Below are 16,472 nucleotides of genomic sequence, written 5' to 3' on the forward strand. Positions count from 1 at the left end.
GGTCGAACTGCGGAAGCTTGCGACGCCTCGGTTCGCGACGTTCCCGCAGCTTTCCGCAACTTCCTGCAGCTTTGCGCCAAGTTTTGACATCTTTCGGGTTAACGAGAATGCCTCGACCCCAACAGTGCAGTACACTAACAATTATCATCAGTGTACTGACGAATAACAAAGGAGTGCCCCATGGCCTGGATTGAACTTGAGACGGCGAGCGGTCTTCAGAACGACGACGTCATACCCGTCACGCTCGGCGAGCACCAACTCGCTGTATTTCGATCGGAAGACCAGTTCTTCGTGACCGACAATGTTTGCACGCACCAGTATGCGCTTTTGTCTGACGGTTACCTGGAAGACGGGTGCATCGAGTGTCCGCTTCATCAAGCGAAATTCGACATCCGCACCGGCAAAGCCATGTGCGCCCCGGCAACGCAGGACATCCGCATCTATCCGGTAAAGATCGAGAACGATCGCGTCTGGGTCGAAATCTAGGCGTAATGGATCGACATACGCGTCACCACATACCTCAGGAACGATTCATGTATCAATCGCAAGCCGTCATCCACCACACGCTGGGGCGCAAGGACGCGGAGCTGGTCGACCATCAGTGGCCCGCCGATGCACTGCACTACATCCCCGACTGGGTCTATACCAGCCAGCAGGTCCACGACCTCGAACTCGACAAGATCTTCCGCGGCCGCTCATGGAACTACGTCGCCCTCGAGGCCGAGATCCCCAACCCCGGCGACTACAAACGCTCCTATGTCGGATCCACCCCCGTCGTCGTCTCCCGCGCCGAGGACCGCAGCATCAACGTCTTCGAGAACCGCTGCGCACACCGCGGTGCCGAGTTCTGCCGTCACAGCCAGGGCAACACCAAGGAATTCGTCTGCCCCTACCACCAGTGGTCCTACGATCTCAAGGGCAATCTCCAGGGCGTGCCCTTCAAGCGCGGCGTCAACCGCGCCGGCGGCATGCCCAAGGACTTCCGCAACGAAGACCACGGCCTGCTCAAGCTCAACGTCACCACCCGCAACGGTGTGATCTTCGCCTCCTACTCCGACGATGTGGAGGACCTCGAAACCTACCTGACTCCCGATATCCTCAAGGACTTCGACATCGTCTTCAACGGCAAGCCCCTCAAGGTGCTCGGCTACTACAAGAACGAGCTGCCGTGTAACTGGAAGATGTACCACGAGAACCTGAAGGACCCCTACCACGCCACCCTGCTGCACTCGTTCCTCGTCGTCTTCGGCCTGCTGGTCGCCGGCAACGAGTCCGCCATGATCGCCGACCCCGTGCACGGCCGCCATGGCACCATGGCCTCGGCCAAGAAGGAAGACAAGTACGCCGCCGTCAGCGACGAGAACAAGAAGGAAATGCGCTCCTACCACGAGGGCATGCGCCTGGAGGATGATCGGTTCCTCGAATACATCCGGGAATTCGACTCGCCATGGTCGGTCACCATGCAGACCGTCTGGCCCAACCTCATCGTGCAGCGCGAGATGAACACCCTCGGCGTGCGCCAGATCGTCCCCAACGGCCCCAACAGCATGATCATGCTCTGGACCATGTTCGGCTACGAGGACGACTCCGAGGAGATGACACAGCACCGTCTGCGCCAGGGCAACCTCATGGGCCCCGCAGGATTCCTCGGCCTCGAAGACAACGAAGCAATGAAGTTCGTCCAGGAAGGCGTGCGCCGCTCCAGCACCGATCTCAACGTCATCAAGCTCGACGCCAACCACATCGGCACCGCCAACTCACTCATCTCCGAGTCCGCCATCCGCGCCATGTACCAGTACTACCGCGGCGTGATGGGATTCTGAACATGAAACCGATGAACTACGCCATCTATCGCCCCAGCACCCTGCGCCCCGCACGGGCCCTCGAGCTGCGCCTGGAGATCGAGTCCTTCCATGCCGAGTACTGCGCCGTCCTCGACGCCGGCGCCGTCGAGCAATGGCCCAGCTTCTTTACCGAGGACGCGATCTATCGCATCACCGCCCGCGAGAACGCCGAGCTCAACCTGCCCGTCGGCCTCGTCTATGCCCAGGGCATCGGCATGATGCGCGACCGCGCCGCCGCCATCGCCAACACGCAGATGTTCGCCCCGCGCTACAACCTGCATCTGGTGACCAACACCCGTGTCATCGACGAGACGGCCGAAGGCGAGATCCTCGCCCAGGCCAACTTCCTGCTGCTGCAGACCCTCGTCGAAGCTCCCACCACCATCCACATGGCCGGTACCTACCACGACCGCTATCGCCGCGTGCGCGACACCCTGCTGCTCGCCGAGCGCCAGGCCGTCTACGACACCACCATCATCGCCAACGACCTCGTCTATCCCGTCTGAGGCCAAACGGCCAGAACCGGATGCGCGCCTGCGGCCCGCTCCCGGTTCACACCCCGCGCAGTATCGTGCGGCTGTACTGGTTGTTCGCCTCCACCAGGGTCGACAGCAGCGTCATGAACGTCTCGCGCTGCGCCGGCTTGAGCGGCGCAAGCATCCGCTCCTGCGCTCGCGCCATGTCCGCACGCAGCGACACCACAACGCTCTTGCCTTCCTTGGTGAGAAAGACATGCCGCGTACGGCGGTCCGCAGGGTTCTCACGCCGCTCGAGCAGCCCGCGTTCCTCCAGACGGCGTACGACATCCGCCGTGGTCGTGCGATCGAGGCCGACTTCCTGCCCCAGTGAGGTCTGATCCAGTCCAGGCATAACCGAGAGCACGGTCAGGATTGCGTACTGGACCGGCGTGATGTTAAGGGCCTTGCACTCTTCAAAGAACATCGCGACGTGGATCTGGTGCAGGCGTCGGACCAGGAAGCCCGGTCGCGCCCAGAGCAATTCCTTGGCAGGATCGTCCTCAATCCCGCGTTCATCCATTGCGGAAACAACTTTAGACGTTTCGTTCGACTGTCTCCTAACTGGCATGACATTTATAGTTTGTTAGCACACTGACAGTATATATGGACGGAAGCACTCAACCCAGCAAAATACCAACTTGCTCTCAACAGCACTGCCTCGCAATTCACAGTCCGCCGTTCTAGCATTGGTATAGCGCAATCCCCGTAACAGCAAGAACTTTTTTGTTGGTTGCGGTTTGGAAGATAAAGGCGCGCTGACATACGCTATATCAGACTGCGCGAAGACTGTTGCCTGCAGTGTCCGGCTCCTCGAAGCGCGTTCAGGCATGTACGCGCCAATAATATTGGACAGCGCGTCCGCTCATCCGACAGTGAACCAGCAATGGAGACGATGATGGGAAACGACGAACACGCGAAGCCGCTCTACAAGTCCCTCTACTTCCAGGTCATCACCGCCATTATCCTCGGTGTCATTCTTGGCCATTTCTACCCCCAAGCCGGCGAGGCGATGAAACCGTTGGGCGACGGCTTCATCAAGCTGATCAAGATGATCATCGCCCCGATTATCTTCTGCACGGTCGTGGTTGGCATCGCCGGCATGGAAGACATGAAGAAGGTCGGCAAGACAGGCGGGCTGGCGCTGCTGTACTTCGAAGTGGTGAGCAGCATTGCGCTACTGGTTGGCCTGCTGATCATCAATATCGTCAAGCCTGGCGCGGGCATGAACGTCGACCCCTCCACGCTCGACACGAAGGGAATCGCCGCCTACACCGAGCCTGGCAAGATGCAAGGCACGGTCGATTTTCTGCTGCACGTGATTCCAAACACCGTGGTCGATGCGTTTGCCAAGGGTGAAATCCTGCAGGTGCTGCTGTTCGCGGTGATGTTCGGATTCGCGCTGCACAGGTTCGGTGGCCGCGGCACACTGGTGTTCGACTTCATAGAGAAGTTCTCGCACGTGCTGTTTACCATCGTCGGCTACATCATGAAGGTGGCACCGATTGGCGCCTTCGGCGCGATGGCTTTCACCATCGGCAAATATGGCGTGAGCTCGCTGCTGCAGCTTGGCCAGTTAATGGCGACCTTCTATGCCACCTGCCTGCTCTTTATCTTCGTAGTGCTGGGCACCATCGCGAAACTACACGGTTTCTCGATCTGGAAGTTCATCAAGTACATCAAGGAAGAACTGCTGATCGTGCTGGGCACGTCGTCCTCCGAATCCGTGCTGCCGCGCATGATGGCCAAACTGGAGAACCTGGGCGCCCGCAAATCCGTTGTCGGACTCGTGATTCCCACCGGTTATTCCTTCAATCTGGATGGCACGTCCATCTACCTGACCATGGCGGCAGTGTTCATCGCCCAGGCCACCAACACCGACATGACCCTGTTGCAGCAACTGACCCTGCTCGCGGTGCTGCTGCTAACCTCAAAGGGCGCGGCCGGCGTCACCGGCAGTGGCTTCATCGTGCTGGCGGCCACGCTGTCGGCGGTGGGACATGTTCCCGTGGCAGGCTTGGCCCTGATTCTGGGCATTGACCGCTTCATGTCGGAGGCACGCGCCCTGACCAACCTGATTGGCAACGGCGTGGCCACGGTCGTAGTGGCGAAATGGACGGGTGATCTCGATGTCGAGCAAATGAATCGCAGGCTGAACAACGAATCGGGTATCGAGGCTGATGAACCCGAAGTGGTGCTGGACCAGGTTGCGGCTCATATGCCGGCTGATGACAGGCCGATGGCGCGGTGAGCCGTCGCAAACTGGCGAAAATTGGAAATGTTGCAGATGCGCAACCTGGAAGAAGGCCGGCCATTGAATCTCGTCCATCGCCTGGCCCGTGCCTTCGTCGTTCTACTGATGCTAGGGGCTTGCTCCACGAAGCCGCTCGTCCCGTACTCTGTCGATACGCCGCCACTCGCACTCATGCCGGTATCGCAGATAGGTGTTGAAGACAAGCGGGCGCGCTTCCGTGAAATCTATTGCGCCGTGCTGGAGGCTCGCGGCACCACGCTTCCAGATTACCGGCCCTGCCACGATGCACTAGCCCGCGTCGGCACCGAACCTGCCGGCATTGGCAAGCCGGTCTACCTGGGGGAATCCAGGCGCCATCTCGTCGCCATGTTGGTACCAGGCATCGGATATGAGTGCATAAAGGCATGGCTGAGCCCACCGGAAACCGTCGCGCGGCACTTACAGCGGTTCGGCTATGACGTGCAACTGCTAAAGGTCGATGCATTGTCGAGTTCCGCGACAAACGCACGCCAGATCCGTGATGCGATCATGGCAACACCGTCGGCCCCGATGGAGGCCCGCATCGTGCTGATTGGATATTCAAAAGGGGCGCCCGACATCCTCGAAGCGGTAACCGCGTATCCGGAAATTCGCGGCCGCATCGCGGCCGTGGTCAGCGCGGCGGGAGCAATTGGTGGATCGCCACTCGCCAACGACGCAGAGCAATACCAAGCTGACCTACTACGTCACTTCCCGGGAGCGACATGCGAGTCGGGGGATCGGGGCGCCGTGCAGAGCCTGAGGCCTGCGGTACGCAAGGAGTGGTTGGCGCACAATCCACTACCACCCAGCCTGCACTACTACTCGCTTGTCACCTTTCCCCAGCCAGAGCGTATTTCCTCGATTCTCGTGTCCAGCTACAACAAATTGGCGAGCGTTGATGCACGCAACGACAGTCAGGTCATCTTTTATGACCAAGTCATACCCGGAAGCACTCTGGTGGGCTACGTCAATGCGGACCACTGGGCGCTCGCCGTGCCCATTGCGCGCTCGCACGAGACAATCGGTGCGCTAGTTGTGACCCAAAATGCTTATCCCCGCGAGGCACTTACCGAATCACTGCTGCGTTTCATCGAGGAAGACCTTGCTGAAAATGAGAGAGAGCCGGGATAGTCATTTTCCGCCGCGCCATTCCTCCAGATATTCGAGAGAATCTGGCTAGCGTGACCGTCCAGGCGCTACGGCGCGGCACGCTCGCGTTGCTCCAGGTACGGCACCCAGTCCAGGATCTGCACGTCAGACAAACTCAGCGGGCGTGTGGCAAAGAACAGCACGGCTCGCAAGCCGTCGGTGGCGTAACGCGATTCGCCGAGCGACTGCCGCGGTTGCGCGACAGTCGCCACGCCCACGCCAGCGGCAAAGCCAACCTTGTCGAGTCCTCCGGAATAAATTATGTCCTGGATGAACAGGTTGCGGGCTTCGTCCACGTCGGACTGCAGCATTGGATTGGGATCGTTGCGAGAAATGAAGCGTCCACCAACTGGACGGCCGACCTGCGCGACATATACGTCCCGACCTTGAAAACGTAGCGGCGTCACCCACGCTCGCAGCCACGTGGCAGGCGCTCCCATCTGCGCCTGCTTGCGCACCACCACGTCCGGCGGGCGCCCGAATAAATGCTGCTTGAAGTCGATTGGGCGCGCGTTGCGGCGATAGCTGCGGCGCACCATCGCCGCCGCGATGTCCTCCAGGTTACCCACGACCACCACGTTCAGCGGATCGGCAGGCGTCGTGCCTGCGGCGTCCGTGGCACAGCAAGGCAATTTCTCGATTGCCGCGCGGAGCGCCGCCAGGTCGGCAACGTCGGTCATCTGCGACGGCGCGTACTGGAACGAACGCTGCGCGAAGCGTACGTCGGCAACGTCGCCGGGCACCGGCACGAACAGCGTGAACGGAATCATCTCCCGCGTACCGACCAGATCGACATTGACGAGCTTGGTAATGTGGTCGGGATTGGTGAACAGTACCCCGGAATGTGTGGCACCCGGTGGAACAGGGTTTTGAAAGGCGCGTGCGTTGAAATAGTTGTCTATCTGCTGATTGCTGGCGCCTCCCAGCGCGGAATGAAACGACCACGCGACTTCGAGCGGCGAGAAATAGTCGGGGTCGGTACCCGATCGCAGCAGCCACAATGGCTTGTCCGTGCGATTGGTGACTTCGAACCAGACGGGTTGCACACGGGCGGCAACGATGTTTGCGCCGTACATCCGCTGCCCATCTTCGGCGCTCAACACCGAGGCACTGATAGTGACACCCCGGTTCGTCGCGCTGACCGCACGGGCGCGTACCGGCGCGACATCGAAGGTCTCCGGTTGTTGCCAGGTCGTACACGCCGATAGCGCCATCAACAGGACGCAAGTTGCAGCGCGGCGCATTCGCAGGGTCATCGCCGCGCATCCTTCGCAGGCGCCAAGGTGGGCTGCGATGCCGCGGACGCAGGGGGCAACTTCTCCGGTCCAGAACCAGCGCCCCAAAGAAACTCGACTTCGGAAAGCGACGTCGGCGTGCGATCGAAGATCAGCACTTGCCGGTAGCCGTCGGTGTAGTACGGGTCAGTTGTCAGGTTGGCGCGAGGTGCGGCTTGTGGGGCGGCGCCGACCCCGCCCACACGCCCTACCCTGGCCAGGTTTTGCGAATAGGCCAAGTCCTCGGTCAGCGCCGTGCGCGCCTCGTCTACGTCCGGATCGATCTTGTGGGTGGTCAGTGTCGGCGAATGGATCGTCATGCGACTGCCGATATCGCGACTGATTTGTCCGATCCATACCGGTTTGCCGTGGTAGCGCATCGGGCTGAGCCAGAGTCGCAGGTGGTTGCGCTGGTGAATGGTGTCGCGCGCTTTCTGCAGCGCCAGGTCCTGTGCACGGCCGAACAGATACAGATCGCTCACAGGCGCATTGACGTAGCGCTCGCCCGACAATGCCGAGGTCACCATCTTGAAGATCGCACCCGACCATTTCTGCTCTGTCGGCCGCCAGCCGCGCCGCACCAGCGCCGGAAACGCATCGTCCAAGCCGCCCACCACCACCAGGTTGAGCGGATCGCCCTTGCGGTCGCCGTCGCGATTTGTCACACAGCATGGCAACGCTTCAAGCGCCGCGCGAAAGGCATCATCATCGGTGTAGTCGACGATGGATTCCGGAGGATAGATATCGCGCCGGAAGACCTCAGTGGCGCGGTAGTCGGAGCGGAAGCCCGGCACGGTGGTCAGGATGGAAAACGTATGAGCGTGGCCGCTGGCCACAAGGTCAATCTGCACCAGCTTGACGCCTTCGGCGACAGGCGTGAGCACGAAGCCAGAAACGGTCTTGCCGGGCGCGATCGGGTTGCGAAATGCCAGGCTTGCAAACCGTTCGGTGATCGCGGCACGCTCGGCGGCGCTCCCCGTCGCAAAGGCTTCGGCCGCCTCAGATGCGGGAAAAAACGCTGGGTCCAGGCCTGGCGACATCAGGTAGTACGCGCGCGCATCGTCATTGCGAACTTCAATCCAGACTGGCTGGATGCCCTTTTCACCAAGCGGCACCCCATAGACCTGCCGGCTTTCGGCATCGGACAGAACAACCGTGGCGACGCGCAGCGGTCCTTCGGCCCGCGCTTCCACTCGCTGCATGTAATCCCCACTGTCCGGCGCTGCCGGTGCGTTTGCACATGCTGCAAGGCAGCAGACGACGAGCAAGACTACCGGGGGGGTGAAGTGGTACATCGCGGCTAACGTCAGTAAGTAAGGCGCACGAGACGGGCACAGGCAAATCGGATGCGCAGATTGCTCCATCAAGCATAGAAGATGGCGAGCACATTTGGTGCCGCTATGCGATGGCCTGAGAGAGGCGCGTGAAATCAAAGTTCGTGGTCATCCGTTCTCGCGAAGGCATCGACCTGCTTCACGATGTCGCGGACATGTACCGCGGTCGCGGGCGCGCCGCGTGCTTCCGCCTTGTTGCAAAGCGCACGCTCCTTCATCTACAGTGATTCAAACCGAACCACCCTGTCCTCGTACGATCTGGAGAAGATGAAGCGGAATCCGGATGGCGGTGTGTCGATCCATGTTGGACCCAAGGCGCCAGCGGGGCTTGAGTCCAACGGGATTCCGACTGAGGGCAAGCGGCCCATTCCGACCCGCCGCAGAGCGGGCTGCCTCGGCAACAACGGCGTCAGAACTTGTGGCGTACCCCTACTGCAACGCCGAGCATCGAGCTCTGACCATTGGCCAGCGCATAGCTGGTGCCCAGCGACAATGACGTGGCGTAGACGTTCGCCACCGAATCGAATGTCAGGCCGGCATTCTTCGCGTAGGCAGCGCTAAAGTAGACGTCGGTGCGCTTTGAAAACGCATAGTCCGAGATCACCGCGACCTGCCAGGGATTTGCGAGTTGGGTGTTGCCATACAGGCTCTTGAGGTTGTCGTAGTTGTATTCCATCGACAACGAGAGTGCCGGGGTTGCCTGCCACGTTGCGCCCACCCAATAGTAGTCGTCACGCTGGATCAGGTTGCCCGCCTGGCCCTTGTTCTGGCCCCATCGGTACCCTCCCATCAGTTTGAGAGTCTGGTTGAGGGCGTAGCTCCCACCGAAGACGGCTTTCTTCACGGTGCCGCTGCCTGTACCAATGGTGGGATCGAACTGGTCATAGCCCGCCGTGAAGGCAAGCGGGCCCTGCGTGAAGACCAGCGCCGCACCATAGGCGGAGTCGCGCCGTGCTTGCCCGGGGACTTCGCCGTTGCCACCAATCGGCGTGGCCACGCCGACCGTGGCAGGTAGCGCCAGTCCCGTGCCGAACGACCAGTGCGCCAGCGCCGTGACGGGGCCGAACTGGCCCGAGTATTTCACGGTGTTGTCCTCGCGGAAATTGGCACCGGCCATGAACGCAACGGGCTCGTACTGGGTGGCGTAAGCCATCGGCACGAAGTTGGCCAGTGCTTCAAATATCGACGTGTACTGGCGGCCAAGCATGACCTGGCCATACGGTGACGCCATGCCAACATAGGCTTGACGTCCAAACAGCCGGCCGCTTTGTTGCATGGTGCCGGTATCGAGGTTGAACCCGCTTTCCAGCACGAACATCGCCGACAAGCCACTGCCAAGATTCTCGGTGCCGCGGATCCCCCACCGGGAACCCGCATACCCACCAGTGTCCATCCGAACAACGCCGTGTGACGGCCCGGAATTGAAACCGTTGGCAGCCGTGGGCACCACGCCCACATGGCTCGCGTACTCGATGTTCGCATCGGCCACGCCATACAGCGTCACACTCGACTGCGCGTGCACCGTGCCAAGACAGCCCATTGCCGCCGCCAGTCCAAGGACTGATCGCTTCATCGTTAGTCTCCCCATCTTTCTAGTTTTGCGATTTGAAGCCCCGACGAAATTGCCGGGGCGATGCTTCATTTGCCCATCCTTGTCCGCATACGACGTCAGCCGGCGACGGGATGCTGGTCGCGCTGTGGCATCGGGCGAGGCCTCAAGGTGTTGTGCAGGCGACGAGCCGATCGCTCTGGATTGATGGCCAACGCGCCAAGCAAGCCACCGCCGACCATGATGACGCCGCAGAACGCGAAGCCGGCCTGGTAGCCCGCCGCCCCGCCGATGCCTTCGATGAAGAATGCCGATACCAGCGGCGCCAGCACGCCAGCGACCGAGGCAATGGAATTGTCGATGGCCAGGATTGCGCCACGTTGCGCGCCCGGCGTGACCTCAGCCAGCATGGCCGGCCCCAGCGAGTAAATGGTCGGCGCGATGCCCACTGCCACGCCGATCAGCACCACGCGCCAGATCGGGGCCAGTTCGGCCCGCCAGACCAGCAGGAACGCGGCACCAGCGAGCACGAGCGTAGCGGCCGAGAAGTAGCCCCTGGCCGCTCGCGACGAGACGCCGCTGTTGAGCATTCGCTGTGTCAGCCACGAGTTGCCAATCACGATGGGCATGCTGATCCCGACCGTCGCCGCAAACAGTCGCCCCGCCTCGATGCCGGTATAGCCGAGCCCGCGCTGCAAGTACGCCGGCAACCATGTCAGCGTCAGCGCCAGGGCCCAATACGCGACGAAATGCAGTAGAAAGCACGACAGCACCGTCCTGTCCGTCAGCAGTTTGCGATAGGGCACCGTCGCCGTTTCCGCCTGCCGCGCCGCTGGCATCTCGCTAGCTTCGATCCGCCCTTCCCGCCCGAGCGCCATCCACAGGATGGCCCAGACCAGCCCCACACCGGAGAGCACGTAGAAGTTGGCCCGCCAGCCCCAGTGCGCGGAGATCAACGGAATGACAATGCCGGCGATCAACAGACCGATGCTGCCGCCTTGCGAGAAGAACGCCACGGGCACATTGCGCTTGTCGTCCGGAAACCACTTGTAGCAGGCATGCACGGCCACCGGGAACGCCGGCCCCTCGGCAATCCCGAGCAGCACGCGTGCGCCGATCAGTACGGCCAGGCTTGACGACAGCGCCAGCGGAATCTGGAACACCGACCATGCCAGGGCCATCACCAGCAGGATCCTGGCGGTGCTGACGCGATTGGCCAGGAAGCCACCGGCCACGCCAGCAATCGCGAAGAGCCAGAAGAAGCTGCCGGCAACCATGCCGAACTTCGCGGGCGTCAGTTGCAACTCTTCCATCATCGGCACGGCGAGCAGCCCGATAACGATCTTGTCCAGGAAGTTTACGACCATGAACAGGAACAGCAGGATCGCAATGCGCCAGGCTTTGAACAGCTCGAATGTTGCCCTCATATTGTCTCCGGATGGTTGCCTCGAACGTGACGCTTGACGCCGTCTTGTCGCGGCTTCGCGTCTGTACGCTGGTACTGCCATGCCATTCCCGGCCGCTCAGCGATGCGCCGCGGCAAGGATCATGTCTGCAGCCTTCTCGCCGATCATGATCGACGCGGCGTTGGTGTTGGACGAGCACATCGTCGGCATGATCGAGGAATCGACAACTCGCAATTGCTCGATGCCATGCACCCGGAGTTCGCTGTCGACCACGGCCATCGGATCGCTACCCATCTTGCAGGTCCCGATCGGATGCCAGGACGTCTGACCGGAGGCCTTGATGTAATGCAGCAGGCCGTCGTCGTCATCGACGTCGGGGCCCGGACGGGTCTCGCGCTCGACGTAGTCGGCCAACCCCTGCTGCGCGGCCACCTTGCGCGACAGGCGCAGCGCTTCCAGCATGACTTGCCTGTCGACTTCCTTGTCCAGGTAGCGGGGCTCGATGACCGGCGAGGCGTGCGGATCCGTGCTTGCGATATGCAGGTGGCCGCGCGACTCTGGCCGCAACTGGAAGAAGCCCACGGCAAAGCCCGGAAACGGGTCCAGTCCGAAGCCCTTGCCCGCATAGCGGTCGGCGCCGGTCAGGTGGTGCAACTGGATCTTCACCGCTGGCCGGTCCGACTGGCCCGGCGTGCGCGCCAGCGCGTGAGCCGATGCCGACGGCGTGGCCATGATCCCTCGTCGCGTCATCAGGTAGCGAAGCCCCATCACGCCCTGCCGAACCGGGCTGCGCACGATCTCGTTCAGCGTGATTGGCTTGGTGCACGCAAACGTGATGCGCGACTGCAAATGATCGATCAGATTTTCGCCAACGCCCGGCAGATGGTGCCGAACCGAAATGCCGAGAGCCTGCAGCCGCCCACCATCGCCAACGCCGGACAGCTCAAGCAGTTGCGGAGACTTGATCGGTCCGGCACTCAGGATGACCTCGCGCATGGCCATGGCCCGGCGAGTGACACCATCCTGTTCGTATTCAACGCCAACCGCACGCCTGCCATCGAACAGCACCCGGGTGGCGACGGCCCGCGTGGCCAGCGTCAGCCGGTGCTGGGGGCGGCCACGCAAGTATCCAACCGCTGTGCTGCAGCGGCGGCCGCCGCCAGTCGAGAGTTGCAGGTAGCTGACCCCTTCATAGCTGCCGTCGTTGTAGTCGGGCACCGCCGGTATGCCGGCCTGCTGGCACGACGTCACGAACGCGTCGCTCAACGGATTGGGATTTACCGTCGACACCGAGCTGACCGAGATCGGACCGCTTCGTCCACGCATCGTATCGTCGCCGACTGCAGCGCTCTCCAATCGCTTGAAATATGGCATCAGCGAAGCATAGTTCCAGCCGGGGTTGCCGAGCGCCGCCCAGTGATCGAACTCTGCAGGCTCGCCGCGCACAAAGATCATGCCGTTGACCGAGCTTGAGCCGCCCGGCAGACGGCCGCGCGGCCAGTAGATCTTCTGCCCTGCCAATTGCGGCTGGGCCTCCGTCGTGAAGGGCCATACGTAGTCGGGATTCATCAACAGCTTGGCCACGCCAAGCGGCACGGTGACCCAGAAGTCCTTGTCACGCGGCGCTCCGGCCTCGAGCAGCAGCACCTTGCCGCGACCCCTTTCAGCCAGTCGGGTTGCCAGCGTGGCGCCGGACGACCCCGCGCCCACCACCACATAATCGAATGTTTCGGAGTGGATTGTTTGCACGTCGCGGCTCCGTCAATGCGAGGAGGCATACCAGACGCCGAGTTGCTCGGCCTCCAGGCCCATGCGCTGGAATTGACGGTCCGGCATCTCCGGCTGCGGCATGTCGACGCCGAAGCGCGATGGCTCCGGATCCACCTTCAGTGCGACAAAGACCGGACCGGGCAAGGCCAGCAGCGACGGCAACGCTTCCGCCAGCGCGTCCGCATGGTCGAAGCGATGCGCACTGGCGTAGCCCGCGGCCATCGCCATCGCGCAGAAGTCCACGTCCTTGCCGCCGGGTACGGACAAGTTGGCCCCCCCGGTGAATTGCGCCCCGTTTTGCACTACGAAATGCACAAGGTTGGTGGGCCGCGCATCGGCCACGGTTACCAGGCCGCCCAACTGCATCAGCAGGCTGGCATCGCCGTCGACGACGATCACGGCCGCGTCGGGTTGCCCGAGCGCAAGGCCCAATCCCAGGCTGGCCGCGCCACCCATCAGTGGAACGGAACTCAGACGTCTCTCGGTAACGCCAAGGACGTCGAAGGCAAACATCGCGCCCATCGTCGCCACGATCACACGCTCGCCGCGTGCCTTTGCAATCTGTTCACAGGCTTCTTGTATTCGCATGTCGATCTCCTTCAGGACCAGGCCACGGGACGGCCAACAATCAGCGCGGCGGGAATGCGGCGACTGTGCGCTGCATGGAACGCGGCGGAGACGGCGTCAAGGTCCGAGGGCTGCTCCAGTTGCCAGAATGGAATGCCCAGTGTGTCGAGCACCGGCTCCAGCAGGTTGACGACACGGCGCCCGGATTCGATGGTGGGCCGCCCGAAGTTGTCGTACTCACGCCCGAACTGGCCGATCATGAATACACTCGGGATCTGCGCATCCAGCGCCACCGCACGAATCGTGTTGATGCAGGCGTAAAGGCCCTGGTTCTGGATAACGATGAGGGGACGCTCGCCGGTGATGGTGAGACCGGCGGCCACGCAGACGGCCTGGTCCTCGTTGCTGGTGCGCACCAGCTTCAGGCCGGTTTCGCCTTGCTCGACGGCCTGATGCAGCGCCAGTTGCACGAAGTCCGGCACCGTGACAAAGTGACTAACTTCCGCCCGCTGTAGCGCGTCGATGTATGCGCGAGCGCCGATGCCTTGATTGTCGGCCATGGTGTCTCCTGCCATTCATTGATGTGCTGGCGATTCTAGGGATGCACCACCCGCAAATCTGTAAAGAAAATGACAGAATCCGTCCGGGCCTCCCAACAAGCCCTGGCTTTCGCCGTATTGCGGCGCACAAGCTGGTTCAGCAAATGCAAGCCTGAAACGCTCGATGGCTTCCTGAAAGAGGGTCAGGTACGGCAGCTCAAGCGCGGAGAGGTGCTGGCACGGCGTGGTGAACCCGTGGAACACTTATGTCTGATCCTGGAGGGTGTGCTCGAAGTTAGCGCCAGCGGCGCAGCAGGCAAGCGCCACGTCGTACGCTACCTTGAGCCCGGACAGCTCATGAATCTTGTCCCCGTGCTCGACGAGCAGGGTGCGATCCACGACTCGATCGCCCACGTGGACACGCTGGTCCTGTTGCTCGGCAAGGAACTGGTCCAGCGGACGCTGGCGGCGGAGCCCAATCTCGCCTTGGCGCTGATGCGCCTGCTGTGCCTGCGTTCGCGGATGACATATTCGAATCTTGCCGAGACGTCACTGATGTCCATCCGCGAGCGATGCGCGCGCACGCTGCTGCATCTGGCAGACCCCTATGGCTTGCCCCGCCCCGAGGGTCTTGCGATCTCGCTGAAGCTATCCCAGGACGAATTCGCGGACATGGTGGGTCGGTCTCGCCCGATCGTGAATCGGGAACTCAAGCAATTGGAGAAGGACGGCATTATCCGGACGACCTACTCCCATTTTTTGATTCTTGATGTGAAAGGGCTCGAAGATATTGTTGGCGGCATGTAGCACCTACAGCAAGCAGCATGACCACTGCACTACCAGCCCCGGACGGTGTAACTTTGACAATCGAGGCACCTTGACTTCCTGAGTCGCTGACCGGGCTCGGAATGCCTCCCCCCGCATTGTCGAGCGTAGATTCAGGCACGTACCAAGTCCGCCCGCGTCCAACATAATTTTTTCGCTCCGGCATGCATCCAGAGCGACGTCTGGTCCGTATATGCCAGGAAGAGGACTGCATCCCGCCGGCCGCCTCGGGTCGGCGCGACAGGATGAATGGTCTTCGTGCCCGCGACCCGTCGGGGCGCATGCGGCGGCCACGTCGCCGATGCTCTTGGCCCGACCACCTCGCGGCTTCCCGCAAGTCGTTGGAGGAGCACGATCATGCCTGACCCGAAACACGATTCACCCGATGCTGCCGCGTTCATTGACATGTTCGATCGCCGCGCCGCACGGCGACTTCAGCGCAGGCAGTTCTTCCGCAACGCAGGAGGACTAGGGCTTGGACTGGTGGGCGGCACCATTATCAGCGCCTGCGGTGGCGGCGATGGAGGCAATGCCAGTGCCAGCCCGACGGCGCCGACCGACACCGAGATCCTCAACTTTGCGCTGAACCTCGAATACCTCGAAGCCCAGTTCTACACCTATGCCACGACTGGCAGTGGCTTGCCCGCCGGAATGCTGACTGGCGTGGGTACGCAAGGTGCCGTCACTGCCGGGCAACAGGTGCCGTTCCAGGATGCCGTGGTCAAGGCCTACGCCAACGAGATCGCCAACGACGAACGCGAACATGTGGCCTTTCTGCGTACTGCGCTAGGCTCGGCCGCGGTGGCGCAACCAGCCATCGACATCAGCGGCACCAATCCAAACGGCGCCTTCTCTGCCGCCGCGCGCGCGGCCGGACTGGTCGGTGCGGGCGTGGCATTCAACCCGTATGAGAGCGACAATAACTTTTTGCTCGGTGCCTTCATTTTCGAGGACGTCGGCGTCACGGCCTATAAAGGCGCCTCTCCGCTTCTCGTCAACAAGACGTTCCTGGAAGCCGCCGCTGGCATCCTGGCCGCCGAAGCCTATCACGCGGGCCTGGTTCGCACGTCCCTTTATGCCAAGGGCATCAATATGGCGAGCCTCATCACGGCAGCCAATGCGATTTCCGATGCGCGCGATGCACTCGACAACTCGGTGGACGACGATCAGGGCATTACCGGCAGTACGCCGGGGAGTTCCAACATCGTGCCACTGGACGCAAACGGTCTGGCGTTCAGCCGGACCTATGCCGATGTGCTCAATATCGTGTACTTGACCAGCACTACCGCCACCAAAGGTGGATTCTTTCCTAACGGCGTGAACGGCACGCTCAATATGAGTTCGTAAAAAATGCATCTGGTGCAGGACGGGGAAAGCAGGGGGGATCGACGTTGATGGGTCGAGGGCCCGGGAGCAGGCGGTAGC

At 61.8% G+C, this 16,472-nt stretch carries 15 protein-coding genes and 1 pseudogene; 8 read left to right on the forward strand and 8 right to left on the reverse strand.

Annotated elements, in window-relative coordinates:
- Positions 1–180 precede the first annotated feature (180 nt).
- Genes ACO550_RS25880 through ACO550_RS25890 form a run of 3 tightly spaced genes read left to right on the forward strand, consistent with a single transcriptional unit; the run spans position 181 to position 2,350 of the window.
- The gene (locus tag ACO550_RS25880) at positions 181–486 is read left to right on the forward strand and encodes a Rieske 2Fe-2S domain-containing protein (RefSeq protein WP_315598895.1); all 306 of its coding nucleotides are present in this window, start codon (positions 181–183) and stop codon (positions 484–486) included.
- 47 nt (positions 487–533) lie between these two features.
- Entirely contained in the window at positions 534–1,823 is a 1,290-nt protein-coding gene (locus ACO550_RS25885; protein WP_485995006.1) for a Rieske 2Fe-2S domain-containing protein, read from the forward strand.
- 11 nt (positions 1,824–1,834) lie between these two features.
- Positions 1,835–2,350 carry an aromatic-ring-hydroxylating dioxygenase subunit beta gene (locus ACO550_RS25890; RefSeq protein ID WP_485995011.1) on the forward strand — a complete coding sequence of 172 codons (516 nt, stop codon included), beginning with the start codon at positions 1,835–1,837 and terminating at the stop codon, positions 2,348–2,350.
- A 46-nt stretch (positions 2,351–2,396) separates the two neighbouring features.
- On the opposite strand, the gene ACO550_RS25895 is transcribed toward ACO550_RS25890, so the two are convergent.
- Positions 2,397–2,882, reverse strand: coding sequence for a MarR family winged helix-turn-helix transcriptional regulator (locus tag ACO550_RS25895; protein ID WP_485995008.1), 486 nt, complete (start codon positions 2,880–2,882; stop codon positions 2,397–2,399).
- A 375-nt stretch (positions 2,883–3,257) separates the two neighbouring features.
- Between ACO550_RS25895 and ACO550_RS25900 the strand changes: the two genes are divergently transcribed.
- Positions 3,258–4,610 carry a dicarboxylate/amino acid:cation symporter gene (locus ACO550_RS25900; protein WP_315597238.1) on the forward strand — a complete coding sequence of 451 codons (1,353 nt, stop codon included), beginning with the start codon at positions 3,258–3,260 and terminating at the stop codon, positions 4,608–4,610.
- 108 nt (positions 4,611–4,718) lie between these two features.
- Complete coding sequence (locus ACO550_RS25905) at positions 4,719–5,765, forward strand: hypothetical protein (protein ID WP_315597241.1); 1,047 nt, start codon at positions 4,719–4,721, stop codon at positions 5,763–5,765.
- Positions 5,766–5,830: 65 nt separating this feature from the next.
- On the opposite strand, the gene ACO550_RS25910 is transcribed toward ACO550_RS25905, so the two are convergent.
- Together ACO550_RS25910 and ACO550_RS25915 are read right to left on the reverse strand one after the other, a co-directional pair.
- On the reverse strand, positions 5,831–7,039 hold the full coding sequence (locus ACO550_RS25910; protein WP_315597237.1) for an LssY C-terminal domain-containing protein: 1,209 nt from the start codon (positions 7,037–7,039) through the stop codon (positions 5,831–5,833).
- The gene (locus tag ACO550_RS25915) at positions 7,036–8,259 is read right to left on the reverse strand and encodes an LssY C-terminal domain-containing protein (RefSeq protein WP_315597236.1); all 1,224 of its coding nucleotides are present in this window, start codon (positions 8,257–8,259) and stop codon (positions 7,036–7,038) included. Before ACO550_RS25915 ends, ACO550_RS25910 begins: the two co-directional genes overlap by 4 nt.
- 327 nt (positions 8,260–8,586) lie before the next feature.
- Here ACO550_RS25915 and ACO550_RS25920 point away from each other — a divergent pair.
- A pseudogene (locus ACO550_RS25920) lies at positions 8,587–8,694 on the forward strand (hypothetical protein); the annotation flags it as partial.
- Between the two features lie 106 nt (positions 8,695–8,800).
- Here ACO550_RS25920 and ACO550_RS25925 read toward each other — a convergent pair.
- From ACO550_RS25925 to ACO550_RS25945, 5 genes are all read right to left on the reverse strand, one after another.
- Positions 8,801–9,964, reverse strand: a complete 1,164-nt coding sequence (locus ACO550_RS25925) for a porin (protein WP_315597235.1) — start codon at positions 9,962–9,964, stop codon at positions 8,801–8,803.
- Positions 9,965–10,059: 95 nt separating this feature from the next.
- Positions 10,060–11,367, reverse strand: a complete 1,308-nt coding sequence (locus ACO550_RS25930; protein WP_315597234.1) for an MFS transporter — start codon at positions 11,365–11,367, stop codon at positions 10,060–10,062.
- Positions 11,368–11,463: 96 nt separating this feature from the next.
- Complete coding sequence (locus ACO550_RS25935) at positions 11,464–13,095, reverse strand: GMC family oxidoreductase (RefSeq protein ID WP_315597233.1); 1,632 nt, start codon at positions 13,093–13,095, stop codon at positions 11,464–11,466.
- A 12-nt stretch (positions 13,096–13,107) separates the two neighbouring features.
- The gene (locus tag ACO550_RS25940) at positions 13,108–13,704 is read right to left on the reverse strand and encodes a thiamine pyrophosphate-dependent enzyme (RefSeq protein ID WP_315597232.1); all 597 of its coding nucleotides are present in this window, start codon (positions 13,702–13,704) and stop codon (positions 13,108–13,110) included.
- A gap of 11 nt (positions 13,705–13,715) precedes the next feature.
- On the reverse strand, positions 13,716–14,243 hold the full coding sequence (locus ACO550_RS25945) for a thiamine pyrophosphate-binding protein (protein WP_315597231.1): 528 nt from the start codon (positions 14,241–14,243) through the stop codon (positions 13,716–13,718).
- Positions 14,244–14,312: 69 nt separating this feature from the next.
- On the opposite strand from ACO550_RS25945, the gene ACO550_RS25950 reads away from it, so the two are divergent.
- Positions 14,313–15,029 (forward strand): Crp/Fnr family transcriptional regulator, encoded by a 717-nt coding sequence (locus tag ACO550_RS25950; protein WP_315597230.1) that lies wholly within the window; start codon positions 14,313–14,315, stop codon positions 15,027–15,029.
- 423 nt (positions 15,030–15,452) lie between these two features.
- Positions 15,453–16,394 (forward strand): ferritin-like domain-containing protein, encoded by a 942-nt coding sequence (locus tag ACO550_RS25955; protein WP_485995012.1) that lies wholly within the window; start codon positions 15,453–15,455, stop codon positions 16,392–16,394.
- Positions 16,395–16,472 lie beyond the last annotated feature (78 nt).

The sequence above is a fragment of the Cupriavidus sp. genome (assembly GCF_057315035.1).